Here is a 17,945-nt window from a genome sequence, read left to right as displayed (position 1 = left end):
GACCGGACTTATAAATATTTTGCTTTCAAAGGAGGGATGACTGCATGAAATTAGCCATTATTGCAGATGATTTGACCGGCGCTAATGACAGCGGGGTGCAGCTTGCCCGTCATGGATTAAAGACAAGCGTGCTTTTCAACATGGACGAAGATAACATTCGTCATTACGATGCGGTCGTGTTCGATACCGATAGCCGTTCCATCACACCGGAGGATGCGTATCAGCGGGTTAGCGGAGCAGCCGAACTGCTGCTCCGGAACGGATTTGGCACCATTTTCAAAAAAATGGACTCGACCATGCGCGGAAACATCGGGATTGAGATCGACGCCTTGTACGACGTGGTCAAACCTGATTTTATGATGATCGCCCCTGGCTATCCCAAGAACAATCGCACCATTCTTAATGGCACGCATTATCTGAACGGCATTCCACTGGCTGATACCGAGATTGCGAATGATCCAAAGACACCTGTGACTCTTTCGTATCTTCCGGATTTGCTCAAGCTCCAGACCAAGTACGAGGTGGGCGAGATGAAGATAAGCGATCTTGAATCGGGTACAGATCATATTAAGACGCTACTGGAAACCTATAAGGCAAATGGCATTCCCTATATCCTCGTCGACTCGACGGATGAGAAGCACTTGGAGCAGGTTCTGAATATCACCAGCGAGCTGGATTATACCTTTGCCTGGGCAGGCTCGGCGGGTATTGCCAACTACCTTCCAACGCATTACGGCTTGGGAGCCAAGTCCGCGGAATTGACCATCCCAGCAAATCCGGGTCCAATCCTCACCGTTGTGGGGAGTGTGAATAAAAACTCCCGTGAGCAGCTTAAGCAGTTACTACAGAAAACCAACGTATCATCCATCCGGTTCCACTCCTTCAAAGCCGTATCGGGTTCGGCAGATCGTGAGCAAGAAATCGATCGTGTGTATGAAGAAGTGAAGGACAAAGCCGTGGAAGGCAATGACGTTGTCCTCTATTCGACCGCTGAACAGGTCGATATTGAACTAGCACGTGCTACGGGTGAAGTCAGAGGACTTAATCACACCGAAGTCAGCAATGAGATTGTACGGGCCATAGGTGAAATCTGCGCCAGACTGCTGGAGAATGGGTATTTCAAAGGTGTATCCATGACGGGCGGAGATACGGCCAAACAAATCTGTATGAAGTGGAATATCAGCGGTTTCGAACTGCTCGATGAGCTTGAAATTGGTGTACCGATATCGAAATTTATTGGAATTGAAGATTTGCACGTGATCACTAAAGCGGGCGGATTCGGCAAGCCCGACGTCTTTATCCATGCGATTGAAAAATTAAAAGGAGGAGTTCCGGCATGAAACCAACCGTTGGAATTACAATGGGCGATGCAGCAGGCATTGGACCCGAGATCATTATGAAAGCACTGGGTCATCAGGAGGTCTACAACAACTGCAATCCACTTGTCATTGGCGATGCGAAAATATTGGAGCGTGTCCTGCCTGTCATCGGATCGAATCTGAAGGTAAATGCCATTCATGAGCCATCCGAAGCCAAGTATGCATTCGGTACTGTGGACGTTATTGATCTGGACCTCGTTCCCGCAGATCTGGAATACGGTATAGTATCTGCCGTTGCGGGAGATGCAGCGTTTCAGTTTCTGGCGAAAGCTATTGATCTGGCCAAAAAAAAGCAGATTCACTCTATCTGTACGGCGCCTCTGAACAAGGAAGCTCTGCATCTGGGTGGGCACCTGTATCCGGGTCACACCGAGATTTTGGCTGATCTGACCGATACCGAGGATTTCTCCATGATGTTGACCACGCCCAATCTGCGAGTGATCCACCTTACGACGCATATGGGCCTGATAGACGCGATTGCTAGTATCAACCCGGAAAGAACGTACACTGTGGTTAAACTGGCCCATGATACATTGAAAAAAGCCGGCTTCGAGAATCCGCGCGTTGCAGTATGCGGTATCAATCCGCATGCAGGCGAGAACGGATTGTTCGGTCATGGTGAGGAAGAAGAAAAACTGCAGCCCGGCATCGAACGTGCGCAAAAGGAAGGCATTAACGTCGTTGGTCCACTTCCGGCGGACACGTTATTCTTCCGCGCAGGGCGCGGTGATTTCGATATCGTCGTTGCCTGTTACCACGACCAGGGGCATGCACCGATCAAAGTTATGGGTATTGAAGAAGGCGTGAATATCACGGTGGGTCTCAAAGGCGGCATCATCCGCACTTCTGTAGACCATGGAACGGCCTTTGACATCGCAGGCAAAAACATCGCTGATGATAAAAGTATGCTGGCCGCTATCCGTTCCGCCATTGAGCTTGCGCCCAAAACACAAATTTAAAGTAATAAAAGAGATTGTTACAGCAACGACCGTTTCCCATTCTTCTACTGGGCAACGGTCGTTTTGTATTCAAGTGTGGTAAAGAGCATATGGACTTTTCGCAATCATCATCACATACCTTAAAGTAAAAAACGATTGAGGGTGTGTGAACTCCGTGAACAATACTTCCCTGCCATCTTCTACTATGGAGAAACCCAACTTTCTCATCATTCTTGTGGATGAAGAGCGTTATCCTCCTCTATATGAAAGCAAAGAAATCCAGGCATGGCGCAGAGAAAATCTGATTACCCAGGAACGTTTAAAGTCCCACAGTATGGAATTCCATCGACATTATATCGGAACAACCGCCTGCTGTCCCAGCCGGGCTACCATTTTCACAGGTCAGTATCCGTCACTGCACGGTGTCAGTCAAACTGTTGGCATTGCCAAGGAATCGTATGACTCTGACATGTTCTGGCTGAATCCCAATACGGTACCTACAATGGGGAATTACTTTAGAGCAGCAGGATACCAGACGTACTATAAGGGAAAGTGGCATATATCCAATGCGGATATCATCTCTCCCGGCACCCACCAAAGTGTTCCCAGTTATCACCCCCTAACCGGGGTTCCTGAGCCCCAGTTAGAAAGCCTATACCTTCAAGCGAGCCGCTTGGAGGACTTCGGATTCTCCGATTGGATCGGCCCTGATCCCATAGGCAGAAATCCTAGGAACTCCGCTTCCTCCGCCGCTTTTGGCTTAAGTGGACGGGATGAGGTATATGCCGCCGAAACGGTTCATCTCATCGAGGCCCTTGATCGCAAGAAGAACGAACACCAACATGTTGAGCCCTGGCTCATTATCTCTTCCTTTGTGAACCCGCATGATATTACGTTATATGGTGATCTCAGCGCGCGCCTACCCGATTTCAAATTCGAGGTAGATCCGATGCCCGCAGTCGACGCTCCGCCGACAATGCATGAGTGGCTAGGCACCAAACCACGTTGTCAGGCAAGTTACCGAGACTTATACCCAAGAGCTTTACAGCCTATCACCGATCAGAGTTTCTACCGCCAGCTCTATTACCAATTGCAAAAAAATGCGGATCGCGAAATGTTCAAAGTGTATGAGGCACTTACGCGCTCCTCCTTCTATGACAATACCATTGTTATTTTCACATCAGATCATGGCGATTTGTTGGGTGCTCACGGCAATCTTCATCAAAAATGGTACTGTGCCTATGAGGAATACCTTCATGTTCCTTTTCTAATTCACAATAAACGGCTGTTTCCCGAGCAACAACATGTGCATAGCCTGACAAGTCATGTCGATCTTCTGCCAACCATGCTAGGTCTGGCCAATATTAACGTTTCCGAAATCCATGGACGATTGCAAAAAGAATTCAGTGAAGCCCGCCATTTGGTAGGTCAGGATCTCACGCCTCTTGTCTACGGAGACCATAATCCGGCGCTGACCCAGCAACCGATCTATTTTATGACCGACGATGATGTCACACGTGGTCAGCACCAAACCAATCCATTGGGCGTGCCCTATTCGTCTGTTGAACAACCCAACCACATCGAAACCGTAATGACCACCCTTTATAAAAACAAAAAACCGGAAATCTGGAAGTTTTCCCGGTACTTTGACAATGCTCAATTTTGGAGTCAGCCTGGGGCAAAAGATGTCCTCACACAGCCTGTTGGATATCCTGCTTCAGGACAATGCGTCACGACCACGAAAACCATTCCCGTACAGGACGAATATGAATTGTACAATTTGACGGACGATCCGCTGGAAACCTGTAATCTGGCCCATGCCGCCTATGCCACTTCGCAAACGATGACCATTCAGCACTGGATGATGCAGCTTCTGGAGGAACAGCGGCAGCAAAAACGTTTGTATCCTCAACAACCTACGATATAAAGGATAGGGAAAATAACATCTTTTTGATTCGTTAAACCAAACCGGCAGACTTATGGATATCGCAGCAATAACATGTGCTCGGTTCGTTAAACCGAATTAACGCCAAAAAGGATGCCCTCGTCATGTTCATGACTTAAGGACATCCGCTTTTGCGTATAAATTTTGATTATTTTAAATGTAACTCAACAAACTTCCACCCTATCGATCATACCAGTACCCGGGAATGCCTCGTTCCAGACGCATCAACGCCTCAAGATAGAAATAATCACCCCAGATCGTGTAATCGTCAGGTGAATCTCCGCCTCTTACGGAGTAGGAACCATGCTTCAGCAAACCCTCCGCTGTATCTGAGCCCTGCGTGGAATAATGATTAACTAAGGATTTCATGGAGGATTCCGCTGCATTCTGGAAAACCTTCCGCTCAGGATCAGCTTCATCCAGCCATCCGGCAATTTCCAACAGGCCACAGGCAGCAATGGCCGATGCAGAGCTGTCCCTTTCCGTAGTAGGCGTCTGCGGAGCATCAAAATCCCAATAGGCTACTTCATCCTCCGGAAGATGGGCAATGAAATAACGTGCGAGACGCTTGGCTGTCTCCAGCATTTCTGCACTTTGCAGATAACGGCTGCACAGTGCAAATCCGTATATTCCCCATGCCTGTCCGCGCGTCCAGGTGGAGCCGTCGTGGTAACCCTGATGTGTGCCGCCCCGGATAGCTTCTCCCGTAACCTGATCAAAATAAAAGGTATGATAACTTGAGTCATCCCCACGAACGAGGAAACGGCGACTTTTCAGCGCATGCAGCTCGGCAACGCGGCGATACTCCTCGTTATTCGTCTGCTCATACGCCCAAAACAGCAGCGGAAGATTGAGCAGGCAATCGATAATAATTCGCCCTCCGTTGTGCACATCGCCTTTGCGTCCCCAAGCCTGGATCAGTTCAGCTTCCTCCCGCCATCGTTTCATCAGCATATCGGCAGCTTCCAGCGTCAGTTTCCTTGCGGCAGCGTCATGCTCCACAATCCATTGTGCCTTGGATGACAATGAATAGAGGAAACCAATATCATGATGGTCGAATATGATTTTCTGCTCCATTCGCCGACGGAAGTTATCGACGGTACTTGCTGCTGCCTCACGAAACAACGGGTCTTGTGTATACTCCGTGCATAACCACAGGATGCCCGACCAGAAGCCTGCCGTCCACTCCGTATTATCGTTAAGCACATAATGCTCATCCCCGTTGCTAACATGGGGAAAGCGTCCCTCAAATCGTTCTATATTATGCCGGGTGACATGGAGCGCATCTTCAATAGCCTTTTTCCACATGGAACAGTTCCTCCTCTAAGCATGTGATATTATTCAATCCTCTTGCTGGGCAAGTCTGCTGTTTTGCTTATATTGGCCGGGTGTAATTCCCTCATATTTTTTGAAGACACGAATGAACGAATTGCTGTTCAGGAAACCCACCCGCTCGGAAACGTCCTGAATCGTCAGTTCCTCTGCCTGTAAAATTTTTTTGGATTGCTCAATTCGATATTGGTTGATGTAATCGATCACGTTGACTCCGGTCTGTTCCTTAAAGTACTTGGAGACATAGGTTGGATGAAAACGAAACCGCTCCGACAAATGGGTCAGGCCCAAATTGACATCTGCATAACTCTCATGGATAAATTCCACCAGTTGATCCCTCAATTCCTCACTGCGGAATCGCTTGCGCTCATGCACCGTCTGGCATACCGTCTCCAGTATTCGCAACAGCTCAGCTTCGATCTCCTCAAAGGTCTCACATGCAAACAATTGCCGGATCAGATCGTTACGCTGCGTCATCTCGTTATGGTCATCTGTCTTGATCTGTTCAGTGGCTTTCAGAAAGGTACCGATCAACTCAAACATCAGACAGCGAGCAAGTTCAACAGACAAGGGCTCTCCTGCAAAATTGGTCATGAGAATTTCGTTCATCACTTCCGTGGAACGGGCATAATTCCCGGTAGCAATATAGTTGATGAGCTGTCTTTCCAGATCGAGAGGGTAATACAGCTCCTCCTTCGGTCGACGAATCCGGTTCGGGTCAATAATCTGACCGATGCCCAGAATCAGCCGGTATTCCAGCGCCTCTTCCGATTCCCGGAAACAATCCGCGATCTCCACCATACGGTGGTGAACATGGCTTACGCCAACAGAAAAGTATACGCAGAATCGGGAACCGATGAAACGCTGGGCTTCTTCGACTGCACGAATTAACCGTTGACTGGTATCCTCTTCACAGTCCCGAATATTGATCAGGAATGCGATTCTTCCATTAATGTCCACAGAGTATACGTGACCAATCGATCCGATCATCTCCTCCAGCACATTGGTCAGGATCAGATGCACAAATTGGTGTTTCTCCTCCTGGTCCTGCTCACGTCCTCTGGAACGGAACAGTCCTTCAACATCCTCAATGTGCAGGAGCAATACGGCAAATGAATCCGTCACGAACCGAATGCCCGACCGTTCCAGCGCCGCAGCAAACCCCTCACCCACCTGTACCCTTCCCTTCATCAGCTTGGAGAGAAGACTGCCCCGCACAACGTTTTGCTGATCCTTAAGCCTGTTTGCAAATTGATCCTGCTCCTCCCAGGCTTGCATTAGGACGGACTGCAAGATGCCATATTCATTATCTGGCTGCTCCAGTTTCCATTTGACCTTATCGGAGATAATGTTCATGATCCGTCCCAGCGGACGGTAATTCCTCCTGGTAAACCACCAGGCTGCCACCCCACCGAGGATAAGTCCTGCGGCAACGCCTCCAAGCGTAATATCGCGGATGACCGTCAGCTTCTTGGCATAGATTCGGGTAGGTATGATGGATACATACTTCCAATCCTGAATCTTGGAAGAAATCTGCGATACGGTCACGGATTCTCCGTTCCAATCGATCGTTTCCGTTCTTTTCCCGCCATTCTGAAAAAGGTTCAGATCATCACCCTGTATGTAAGGGGTTTCAAATGATCCGGTGGAAAATAACGTGTTTCCGTCGTGATCCAGAATGAACACGGTGCTCTCTTTTTCCAAACGTACGTGATCAATGGCTTGCTGGAATCGGTTGGGGTCCAGGTTAACAACGAAGGTCGCAGGGCTGTCAGCGCCATTCTGAATAGGAAACGGCTGAATATAGACCAGCGTGTCTTCGATCCGTCGGTCTTCACTCCGGACCTCCATCTTGCGGTACATGCTCTTACCAGAATCGTGCATAAGCCGGGTCCACGCTTCCTCAGTTACATCCGTACCCTGATAGAATATGTCATATAGATATTTTTTCTGAATGAGTGAAGAAGAGGATAAGGCGATATCGGATTGTTTGATATAAATATACAGTTCACTAATCAAGCCGTTTCCGACGCGTGTGGATTTCAAGTTCTTGATCAGATCAATCCCCATGAACCTCCAACGAGCATCTTGTTCCGAGGCATGATTAATGAAGCTCATGAGTTGGGAGTCAGCCATTAATTGATTACTGATGCTGCCAATATCACCAATCTGGTTATCAATGGTTTCCTGTACCTGAGATAACAGCACCATGTTGGAACGATTAACTTCTTCCTCAAGCAGCATGCGAGACTCGGCAAAAACAGCAGCACCGATCACTATAGGTATGAGCAGAATGACCATGTAAGAAATGCCCCAGGACAACAGGATGCTTTTCCTCTTCATGCGTCTCCTCCTCACATTGTGTTATTGGATAGGGTATAAGGCTGATTTATTCCTTGATTGCTCCGATCATAACACCTTTAACAAAGTATTTCTGCAGAAACGGATAGATGAACAATATAGGCAGGGTGGCTACCATGACGGTTGCATATTTTACACTTTCCCCGATGGCCTCTTTGTCCATAGCGGTCGCTCCTGTTGTCATCGAATCTGTACTGTTCTGAATCAGAATTTCTCGCAGCACCAGTTGAAGTGGAAACAGGTTCCGGTCACGAATATACAGGATCGCACTGAACCATGAATTCCAGTGACCGACGCCGTAAAAGAGAATCATCACCGCAATGACGGGCATGGACAATGGCACAACGATCCGCCAGAGAATGAGCATCTCCCCAGCCCCGTCTATACGGGCCGATTCTAGCAGACTTTCCGAGATTTCCGCAAAAGAAGTCCGCATAATAATCAGATTATAGCTGCTGATCAAACCGGGTACAATCAAAGCCCACAGGCTGTTCCCCATATGAAGCGTGTTATTGATTAACAGATAGGACGGGATAATTCCTCCGTTAAAAAACATCGTGAATACAATCGCCAGCATAATCGGATTGCGGAGCATAAAGCTTTTTCGGGACAACGTATACGCCCCCAGAATCGTAAACAGCAGATTAAGCGCCGTGCCCACCACCACAATGAATATCGTATTCCGGTATCCAGACAGAATGTTGGGGTTGCTTAGCACCAGCTTGTAGCTCTCCATTGTAATTCCTTTGGGGAAAAGCAGCAGGCCTCTATGGGCCATGAGTTGACCTGAGTCGCTAAGCGATGCATTCAGCACATGCAGCAGCGGATACAAGGTTACGACAATCAGCCCTGTCATCAGAATCGCGTTGGCACCACCAAACAGCCGCTCTCCAATGGATCTTTTCATTTGCAAAGAAATCCCTCCCTTCACCTCGTTCTTGGCTAGAACAGCTTGGTATTGGATATCACCTTGGACAGGCGATTGGCACCGATTAGCAGCGTAAAGTTAATGACCGACTGGAAGAGACCCACCGCGGTTGTATAGCTGAACTCGGCACTTTCACTAATCCCTTTGCGGTAGACAAACGTTGAGATCACATCTGCCGTATCATACACATTCGGATTATAGAGCAGAATTATTTTCTCGAACCCAATCTCCATCAGTCCACCAATGCGGAGTATGAGGAGAATCATAATCATCGGGATGATGCCGGGAAGCGTAATATGCCACACCTGGCGAAGCCGACTCGCTCCGTCCACGTTGGCAGCATCGTAGAGCTCGGGGTTAATGCCGCTTAGCGCAGCCAAATAAATAATGCTGGAGAAGCCAAGCTCCTGCCAAACCGATGAAGCCGTGTAAATGGTACGAAAATTGGCCGGATCGCTGAGAAGCGCGCTGCTCTGACCACCAAAATAACCAATAATGGTGTTGAATAGCCCATCACGCGACGAGAAATCAACAATCATGCCACAAATGACGACAATCGAAATAAAGTGGGGAATGTACGAGATCGTCTGCACCGTGCGTTTAAAGATTTGACTTCGAAGCTCATTAAGCAGAAGGGCAAGGAGAATGGGAGCCGGGAAACCGAACAACAGCTGATAAAAACTTAACAATAGAGTATTCTTCAGGATTCGCCAGAAATAATAACTTTGAAAGAAATCACGGAAATGCTGCAATCCGACCCAATCACTGCCCCATATGCCTTTGCCCACCGAGTAGTCCTTGAACGCAATTATAGCTCCGTACATCGGCAGATATTTGAAGACGAGAAAATATAAAACGACGGGAAGAGCCATCCAATAGATGGCTTTATTCTTTTTGTAGTTGAGCCATAACAAGGAGAGCTTGTGCGACACCTTCTTCATCCCCTTCCTTTTTCATTCCAAAGAGGGCATCCACGGCGGTAAAAGCGGTAAGTGCTTTACCACCCGTGGACATCTCTTCCTTATCTGGCGTTATAACGATCCAGGGCAGCTTGCTGAATTTCAATAGCCCGTTTCACGTTAAACTTGTTGATCTGATCCACAAACTTGTCAAAGTTCTCAATCGGCTCGACCCCAATGACAAATTTGACGAACATCTCGTCCCGATAGGTTCCAATATCACTCATAATTTTGCTGTATTCCGAAGATTCCTCCGTTGTCAGACTGGTAGGAGGAAGTCCTACTTTCAGCGTATTCTCACTGTATTTGGAGAACAGAACAGCTGCATCCTTCTGCTGCTGGAGCTGATAATATTGCTCGTTGTACCGATCATCATCCTCCCCTACGAAGGGATAGTTCGCAATAAAATGTTTGGCCATGGCCTGAGCAACCGACAAACCATCCGGATTTTTTAAAATCTCATCGGTATAGGTCGGGTAACCGTCCTTCATCGTATACGTTAGGCCCTCCACACCGAAATTTTTCAGCATATGCCCTTCTTCACTGAAGAAATAATCGAGTGCCTTGACCGTTTCTTCCGGGTGTTTGTTGCTATTGGTGATCACAACGCCGCTACTGCTCCACTCCCAGGAACGTCCGGTAAACATCGGTTCATCCCCTTTGGTCAGCACCGGATATTGCACGGCTGTCAAATTGGCGCTCGGGTCCGTTTCCTGCAGAGCGGGCAGGTAGCGGCCTACGCCTCCACCGATGAAGGTGAAAAACGCACCAGCTTGACTGCTTAAAATTTTGGCATCGTATGTTTTCTGATCATTGGTAGCAAAATCGGGATCAATCAATCCCTCCTGATACCAGCGATGGAACATCGTTAGAAATTCCTTGTATTCCGGCTCGATTGGTCCATAGACCACCTTGCCATCTTTCATAAACGTATTATTAGTGATGCCATAAGCCTCCAGATACGTCGGTGCGGCTGGTCCCATCGTGGTCATTTTGGGTGGTGCACCAAACAACAGGGGCGCTGCTACACCTTTTTTCTCCTTGAAGGCCTTGAGTACCGTCTCCCACTCCTCAATCGTTTCCGGTTTCTCCAGCTTCAGCTCATCCAGCCAATCCTGACGGATGAACGTACCGCCGAAGGTTTTGTATTCCCCCAGACGCAGATGCGGTATCGCATAGATATCTCCGTTGTCCGCTTTTAACTGTTTGGCAACCTCGGGATTCTCATCCAGGATTTTTTTCAAATTGGGAGCGTATTCATCAATGAGTTCGTTAAGTCGAATGATGATGCCATCATTGAACAGTTTGGCGTAATCTCCATTGACAAACATGGCATCAGGCAGCTGATTCGAGGCAATCATGACATTGAACTGTTCGGTCTCGGCACCCACAGCAGGATGCTGGAATTCGATTTTGGTATTGGTTTTCTTCTCCCATTCCTTAATCGCCGTAATTTCATTCATGCTCTTGAGTGTGATGGACGCATTCGTATTCATCGACATCCAGATTGAAATGGGTGTAGGTCCATCTCCTTCTGCTTCACCTGCACTTCCGTTGTCTCCCGAGCAGCCTGCAAGAGCAGTAATACTCATCATCAGGCAGATTCCAATTGCCAGTCGTTTTCTCCATGACCGTTTCATTGCTTCACGTCCCCCCATTGAATTCGTATCGTTGATAAGCAGCCCTGTTATTGCTCCCCATAAAGTTACCGCTTGCCCGTTACAATGGCTATCTTCCATTCTTGCCGACATATCCAAAATTTGATATTTCCTTGTGCAGCGCAGGATTTGCACATGAATGCAAGAGATCAAGATCATATTTCCAGATTGAATGGTAAGCAAAAGAAGGAGATCGATCAAGCCTGTTTCCAAAATCAGAGGGTGTTTGACCAGTCGCTAGGACATATATGGAATAAACTAATATCACTTCTTACTTGAACGTGTTCTTTCATAAGGAGCATCCAACCACGTAAAGGAGGAAACAGGAATGGCGATCCGCTACAGCGTCATTATCCCAACCTATAACCGTGCCCATCAGTTATTGCTTACACTGGCAGCCCTCGAGACACAAACCTATCCGAAACACCTTTTCGAAGTCATCGTAGCTGATGATGGTTCCACTGATGGAACGAAAGAACAGATCCAGGCATTCCAGTCTTCATATTCTTTGACCTACGTATCGCAAACGGAGCAACGTGGCAGATCAGCGATTCGGAATTTGGGGCTTCAGCATGCCAAAGGTCTGTATGTTATCTTCTGTGATGCTGACTTTCTGGCATTACCCGAATTCATCCAAACAGTGCGTCAATATCATCGTAAAAATTCCAGAGCTGTCGTTTCGGGTTTTCCGCATTCCTTTGCCGATGCTTATACTCACTACTATCCAGACTTCTCGCCATCGGAAAAAGAACATTGTCGTTCGATCCTTACCCCTTCAAACTTATGGCGTCCTGAATTTGATGCAGCGAATGAAATTGTCCCACTGGTCACCCCAGAAGATATCATTCATCAGACAGATGCATTGTCCAAAGTGATATTCCCATCCAAAATACCGCCTGGTGTCATCAAGCAATTTGCCAGCACCGATGTGGCTCCATGGATGTTGCTTGTCACACGGTGTGTATCCATCCGCCGAAGCTTTCTGAATCGAGTTGGAGGTTTCAACGAGCGGTTTGTACTCTATGGGCTTGAAGACTGGGATCTTGGCTACAGGCTGCATCGTTTGAAAGTGCCCTTCTACTGCATGAAAGAGGTCGTAGGTTATCATCAGGAACATCCCACTCATTTCCGAGGGGAAGTGCTCAATACAGAGAATCTGAAAATCATGCTTGAAACCTATGGATTCAATGATTCCGCACTCAATTTATTCTGCGTTGTACCACCATCAGCTGACCTCGAAACCTACAAAAAAACGCTGCGAATTTTGCGCAGAGGCCTCCGGTCCAGAACAACGCGTTCTTCCGCACGATTGTTAAAGAAAACATTACGGATTGCCGCCAAACACTTCGCGCTTCAAACAGATGTGGAAGCGTATAAAAAATCTCTCGCAAGAATACAGAGAATAGCAAAAGGCAGAAAAAGTAAGGTGGCTCGCGTTTTACAGGATATGGCACAGAGGTCTGAAAAACTGGTGGAGTAGTTTTAAAACTTATTTTGCAAATATGAAAATTCAAAGTACTACTAGATACATGAATAACTTCGCCCATACTACTCCTGCTCCAACTGCATTCAACTCTTTTAATACAACAAAAAGCCCCCTATCTACAACTTCGTAGAATAGGAGGCTACGTTTCCTTCATACTCGTTTTACTCACCTTACGGTGAATCGCACGTTTTTCAAATTTAGCAATTTAAAACTCTTCGTATTCACTCGGGTCCTGATTCCACAACCGTCCATCCTCACGGTTATAAGAAGAAATGACTTCCATCTCCTTCTCGCTCAGCTCGAAATCGAAAATATCGATATTCTCTTGCTGGTGTTGAAGAGAGCCAGCTTTAGGAATAGGAATTGACCCGAGCTGGGTATGCCAGCGCAAAATAACCTGAGTACCCGTTTTCCCATGTGCCTCGGCAATACGAAGGATCTTTTCGTCTTTTACGATATCCTGTACCGCATCATTGCCACGCCCAATGGGACTCCACGATTCATTAACAATACCATGTTGCGAATCCTTCTCCCGCTGATCCGCTTGATCAAAGAATGGATGCAGCTCAATCTGATTCAGACTTGGCGCTACTCCGGTCTCTTTAATCAAGCGTTCATTATGTTCGGGAAGAAAATTACTAACTCCGATGGAACGGATATATCCGCGTTTCTTCGCTTCGATGAGTGCCTGCCACGCTTCCACATACATATCCTGCTTGGGGTTCGGCCAGTGAATCAGATATAGATCATAATAATCCAGATCTGCTCTGTATAGGGATTCCTGAATGGCTACAATCGCCTTTTCAAAAGCATGGTAACGCCCTGGCAGCTTGGATGAGATCAGCAGCTCTTCTCTGGAAACTGGGCTCTGCTTGATCGCCTTTCCGACAGTCGCCTCGTTCTCATAGTTATACGCGGTGTCGATCAAGCGATAACCTGCATCCATCGCGGATGCTATGGATTTGACGCCCTCTTCTCCTTTTAAGCTGTAGGTACCAAACCCAATGGCAGGTACTCTCAAGCCATCATTCAACGTATATTCCGGGATTGTATGATTCATCTAAAGAACTCTCCTTTGCGAAAAGTATGTAAACGATATGGAAAAAGTAATATGCCCTCTCGTTTATTCTACCCCTCCGTACGCGGATGAATCAAATGAAAGCCACCAACCCGTTTAACGGGGTAGTGGCTTTCTCGCTAGTTCTATTGAAGGGCAGTCCCCTCTTCATTCAACCGAAGAGATGGTTGTGACCGATATCGACTGCTTACCCATAAGGTCCTTTATCGCCCTAGCAGCCTGCTTGTACCCGCCAGCTTCGCGGAGCGTTCTCCCAATAACCTCTGCCTGTTCCTTATAGGAGGCGTTACCAAGCACCTCTAATACCGCGCTTCTCAATACATCGGCTGTGAGGTTATTTTTATCCACGATAACCCCTGCCCCCAGCTCCTCTACCCGGCCTGCTACACGCGGCTGGTCTGAAGTTAACGGGAGCATTACCAACGGTACATTGTAATATAAAGCTTCGCTTGTACTGTTCATACCTGCATGTGTCAGAAAAACATCTACATGCTGCAACACTTCCAATTGTGGGAGATAGGGTCTTATGATGAAATTTTCAGGAATGAGATCTGCAATGGGTTCTATATCAGTATCCTTCCCCGAAGACAGTATAAACTGCACAGGCAGATCATGAAAAGCCGTAAAGCAAAGTTTATAAAAATCAAGATCCTTATTTAAAATGGTTCCCATCGAAATATAAACTGCCTGTTTATATAGAGCATGCAGAGATTCGTTTGCAAAAGATGGTGCATCCTTGCGAGGTGTAATAGATGGGCCGGTGAATACAAAGCTGTCGTCCAGCTTGTCCCCCATGGGTTGAAAATAACGACTTGTATAGACAATCTTCAATTGCCCTGAATGTCCTGAAAGTTCCGCCAGAGAAGGCACAGCCACATTAAACTGGGAAGCTATTTGCTGGGACATCTCCATGATTCCGTTATACAGCTCCTTGACCTCCTCCGTGTCATCCTTAAGCTTGCCTGATCCAAAAGGCTCTACAAAGACAAAAGTGGTGGTTGAGCATACCGTTGGTATACCCAGCTTTTCGCCTAAAATTTGCCCTCCCCAACCTATTAAGGAGTCAAAAATTAAATAATCATAGGTTTCATTTTCGATCAGATTCAGAACATCCGGAATAAACCGTTGAATTATTTTTTCCAACATCATATACAAAAATTGATAAGGGTGCTTAATTTCAAATGGCTTCAGATTTGGGTTGTTGAGCAGGGTTGCCTCGTTGAAGGAGTAAGCTTTAAACTGTGCGCCTAACGCTTCAATCTTCATCCGGTATTTTTCCGTGCAACAGTAGACGACTTCATCCCCGTTCTCAACCAGTTCCTTGATTACCCCGAGCGACGGATTGATATGTCCTTCTGCAGGCATCATTACAACTAATACACGTGCCACAAAATTCACCTCCATTAAATTTTCCAATCTTCAAAGCGGGACATTGTATTTCTAGCTGCAAGATGATAAGGGTAAAAAAACTGGAAATCACACCCATATAATTATACTATTAATTATTTCCATTTTTGTAAATAGTATATATGTCACTTTTTAAACAAAAAAAAAGCACCTTTACGGTGCTTCCTCTGTTCATATTTATTGAATCAGTTAAATAACAGCTCTCAATATCCTCTCGAATATTGTGGGCTTTCTTTGAGTTGCACGATATCATGACCCGTTGGATTCTGGAAGGCACGAAGGCCAAATGTCGGCGCAACCGCAAAGATGTGGTCAAAGATATCCGCTTGAACCGATTCATACACACCCCAATTGATATCATTACTGAATGCATAGATTTCAAGCGGCAGTCCGTTATCTCCCGGCGCTAACTGTCTCACGATCAACGTCATATCTTTATGAATTTTCGGATGATTTCTCAAATATTGATGAATGTATTCTCTGAATACACCCACATTCGTAAGCTGTCTACCGTTCACAATACTTTCCGTATTAATGTGGTGTTCCATGTTGTATTCGTTAATCTCATTTAATTTGGTCACGAGATAATCCGTAAGATAGTGGATCTTCTGAAATTCCCCAATCATTTCCTTGGTACAGAAGCTTATGCTGCTTGTATCGATATAGACACTTCGCTTAATCCTTCTGCCACCGGATACCTGCATGCCTCTCCAATTCTTAAACGAATCCGAGATGAGCGCATAGCTTGGGATCATGGTGATCGTTTTATCGAAATTCATTACCTTTACCGTGTTTAATGTAATATCGATGACGTCGCCGTCGGCATTATACTTGGGCATTTCAATCCAGTCACCGACACGCACCATGTCATTCGATGATAATTGCACGCCCGCCACCAATCCCAATATGGAATCCTTGAAGACCAGCATCAGAACGGCTGACAACGCACCAAGTCCACTAAGAATAATTAACGGATTCTGACCAATGAGGCTCGAGATGACGATAATGCCCCCAATGATAAAAAGAACGATTTTGGCCACCTGAATGTATCCCTTAATCGGTCTGATCTTGGAGACTTCATATGAACGATATATCGTGTCAAAAGCATTGAGTAATGCATTCAATACCGTGATAGTTACGACGATCATATACGTTAAAGCTGCTTTTTCAATCAAAGCTTGATAGGACGGAAAGATATACGCCGAATAATAGATGATGATTGCCGGTACGAGATGCGAGAGCTTGTGGAACACTTTTTTCTCCACAATGATTTTATCCCACGTGTACCGATTGTTGTTGACGATTTGGATAATAATCTTCAGCACGATTTTTTTGGCTATAAAATTGGCCAGTATGGAGACCACAGCTATAAATACCACCATGATCATGTTCGCAAGATATCCAATGGTTTGTTCACTCATGCCCGTTCCGTCTAGTTGATTTTTGATAAAGTCCATTGTATCCTCCTGACGCAGTTTATATTAGCCTATTATTATAGATTAGATTCTAGTACGAAGTAAAATTTCAAAAAAAGTCCTTTAATCTACCCAAAAAGGGCCCTACCATTCTAAAGAATGAAGGGCCAGCAGTTCAGGTTCGTTTCGTCAAACATCACTGGAGTTTGCCAACATTTCGCTTACCGTTACGAAGCGGTACCCCGCTGCGGCCAGTTCCTCGACCAGCACACGAACCGCCTCCACGGTCTGGGAACGATCTCCGTACCCGTCATGGAACAGGAAAACGCTGCCTGGCTTCACCGTAGACCGGGTATGTTCCAGAATATGATCGACACCGGGATTATCCCAATCCTTCGCAGCGCCGTTGACCGCACCTATTGATCGATATCCCCGCTCCGCAGCCAGAGATAGAATGTCATCATTCACGCCAAAATACGGTGGTCTGAAACACTTCGTAGGTTCCCCCGTCACCTCCCGGATGAGGATTTCCGCACGTTGCAGTTCTTCTCCGGCTTGCTCCAGCGTCAGCTTGGTTAGATCCGGATGAGTATAGGTGTGATTAGCAATCTCATGCCCTTCACGATGCACCTCAGCCGCTATTCCCGGGTATTCTTCCACTTCCTTGCCAATCATAAAAAAAGTCGCCCGCCCACCCACATTACGGAAAATCTCAAGCAATTGAAGCGTATATACAGGATGTGGTCCATCATCAAACGTGAAGGCCACGGCCTTTTCCCGGATAGAAACCTGCTCTATTAACGATATGTTGACCATGAAACCACGATCTCCTCTCCATTACAGCTTGACTATGCTAACCCTTATTATTCCATGTCCAGAGCCTTAGGTCTGTTCCGGTTAACCCTAATTGTTTTTTACTCATGGCAATCAAATTCCTGTCTTTGTCCTGTTGTATCAGAAATGATCTCGAGTCTGTATCCTTCTGCATCTTCACGTACACGTTTGTTGTTTTTAATATAATAAATGGATGCACCTGATTCTTTGACTTGCTTTTTTTAA

The 17,945-nt window shown here is 46.6% G+C and carries 13 protein-coding genes; 4 read left to right on the top strand and 9 right to left on the bottom strand.

The window, feature by feature from the left end:
* The first annotated feature begins 44 nt into the window (after positions 1–44).
* From ACFTRD_RS29655 to ACFTRD_RS29645, 3 genes are all read left to right on the top strand, one after another.
* Positions 45–1,340 (top strand): four-carbon acid sugar kinase family protein, encoded by a 1,296-nt coding sequence (locus ACFTRD_RS29655; protein WP_379386248.1) that lies wholly within the window; start codon positions 45–47, stop codon positions 1,338–1,340.
* Positions 1,337–2,338, top strand: a complete 1,002-nt coding sequence (gene pdxA / locus ACFTRD_RS29650) for a 4-hydroxythreonine-4-phosphate dehydrogenase PdxA (protein WP_379386246.1) — start codon at positions 1,337–1,339, stop codon at positions 2,336–2,338. The genes ACFTRD_RS29655 and pdxA overlap by 4 nt, the downstream gene beginning before the upstream one ends.
* Before the next feature lie 184 nt (positions 2,339–2,522).
* Positions 2,523–4,244, top strand: coding sequence for a sulfatase family protein (locus ACFTRD_RS29645; RefSeq protein WP_379386373.1), 1,722 nt, complete (start codon positions 2,523–2,525; stop codon positions 4,242–4,244).
* A gap of 198 nt (positions 4,245–4,442) precedes the next feature.
* Here ACFTRD_RS29645 and ACFTRD_RS29640 read toward each other — a convergent pair whose 3' ends face one another.
* The 5 genes from ACFTRD_RS29640 to ACFTRD_RS29620 form a co-directional block, all read right to left on the bottom strand.
* Positions 4,443–5,570, bottom strand: coding sequence for a glycoside hydrolase family 88 protein (locus ACFTRD_RS29640; RefSeq protein ID WP_379386244.1), 1,128 nt, complete (start codon positions 5,568–5,570; stop codon positions 4,443–4,445).
* A gap of 33 nt (positions 5,571–5,603) precedes the next feature.
* Positions 5,604–7,937 carry an AraC family transcriptional regulator gene (locus ACFTRD_RS29635; protein ID WP_379386242.1) on the bottom strand — a complete coding sequence of 778 codons (2,334 nt, stop codon included), beginning with the start codon at positions 7,935–7,937 and terminating at the stop codon, positions 5,604–5,606.
* Positions 7,938–7,983: 46 nt separating this feature from the next.
* A complete protein-coding gene (locus ACFTRD_RS29630; protein WP_379386240.1) occupies positions 7,984–8,868 on the bottom strand; it encodes a carbohydrate ABC transporter permease in 885 nt (294 codons plus the stop codon).
* Between the two features lie 29 nt (positions 8,869–8,897).
* Entirely contained in the window at positions 8,898–9,824 is a 927-nt protein-coding gene (locus ACFTRD_RS29625; protein ID WP_379386238.1) for an ABC transporter permease, read from the bottom strand.
* An 80-nt stretch (positions 9,825–9,904) separates the two neighbouring features.
* Positions 9,905–11,482 (bottom strand): extracellular solute-binding protein, encoded by a 1,578-nt coding sequence (locus ACFTRD_RS29620; RefSeq protein WP_379386236.1) that lies wholly within the window; start codon positions 11,480–11,482, stop codon positions 9,905–9,907.
* Between the two features lie 346 nt (positions 11,483–11,828).
* On the opposite strand from ACFTRD_RS29620, the gene ACFTRD_RS29615 reads away from it, so the two are divergent.
* Positions 11,829–12,980 carry a glycosyltransferase gene (locus ACFTRD_RS29615; RefSeq protein ID WP_379386234.1) on the top strand — a complete coding sequence of 384 codons (1,152 nt, stop codon included), beginning with the start codon at positions 11,829–11,831 and terminating at the stop codon, positions 12,978–12,980.
* Positions 12,981–13,191: 211 nt separating this feature from the next.
* Here the strand turns inward: ACFTRD_RS29615 and ACFTRD_RS29610 are convergent, their stop codons facing one another.
* The 4 genes from ACFTRD_RS29610 to ACFTRD_RS29595 form a co-directional block, all read right to left on the bottom strand.
* A complete protein-coding gene (locus tag ACFTRD_RS29610; protein ID WP_379386232.1) occupies positions 13,192–14,046 on the bottom strand; it encodes an aldo/keto reductase in 855 nt (284 codons plus the stop codon).
* 165 nt (positions 14,047–14,211) lie between these two features.
* Complete coding sequence (locus ACFTRD_RS29605; RefSeq protein ID WP_379386230.1) at positions 14,212–15,453, bottom strand: macrolide family glycosyltransferase; 1,242 nt, start codon at positions 15,451–15,453, stop codon at positions 14,212–14,214.
* 221 nt (positions 15,454–15,674) lie between these two features.
* Positions 15,675–16,928: a mechanosensitive ion channel family protein gene (locus ACFTRD_RS29600; protein WP_379386228.1), complete on the bottom strand. Its 1,254-nt coding sequence runs from the start codon at positions 16,926–16,928 to the stop codon at positions 15,675–15,677.
* Between the two features lie 147 nt (positions 16,929–17,075).
* Positions 17,076–17,702 (bottom strand): polysaccharide deacetylase family protein, encoded by a 627-nt coding sequence (locus ACFTRD_RS29595; RefSeq protein ID WP_379386226.1) that lies wholly within the window; start codon positions 17,700–17,702, stop codon positions 17,076–17,078.
* Positions 17,703–17,945: the final 243 nt, after the last annotated feature.

This window comes from Paenibacillus sp. NPDC056933, assembly GCF_042674385.1.
Lineage (GTDB): Bacteria > Bacillota > Bacilli > Paenibacillales > Paenibacillaceae > Paenibacillus.
Note: the sequence above shows the minus strand (reverse complement) of the source record. Positions and strands in the feature narration are given on the sequence as shown.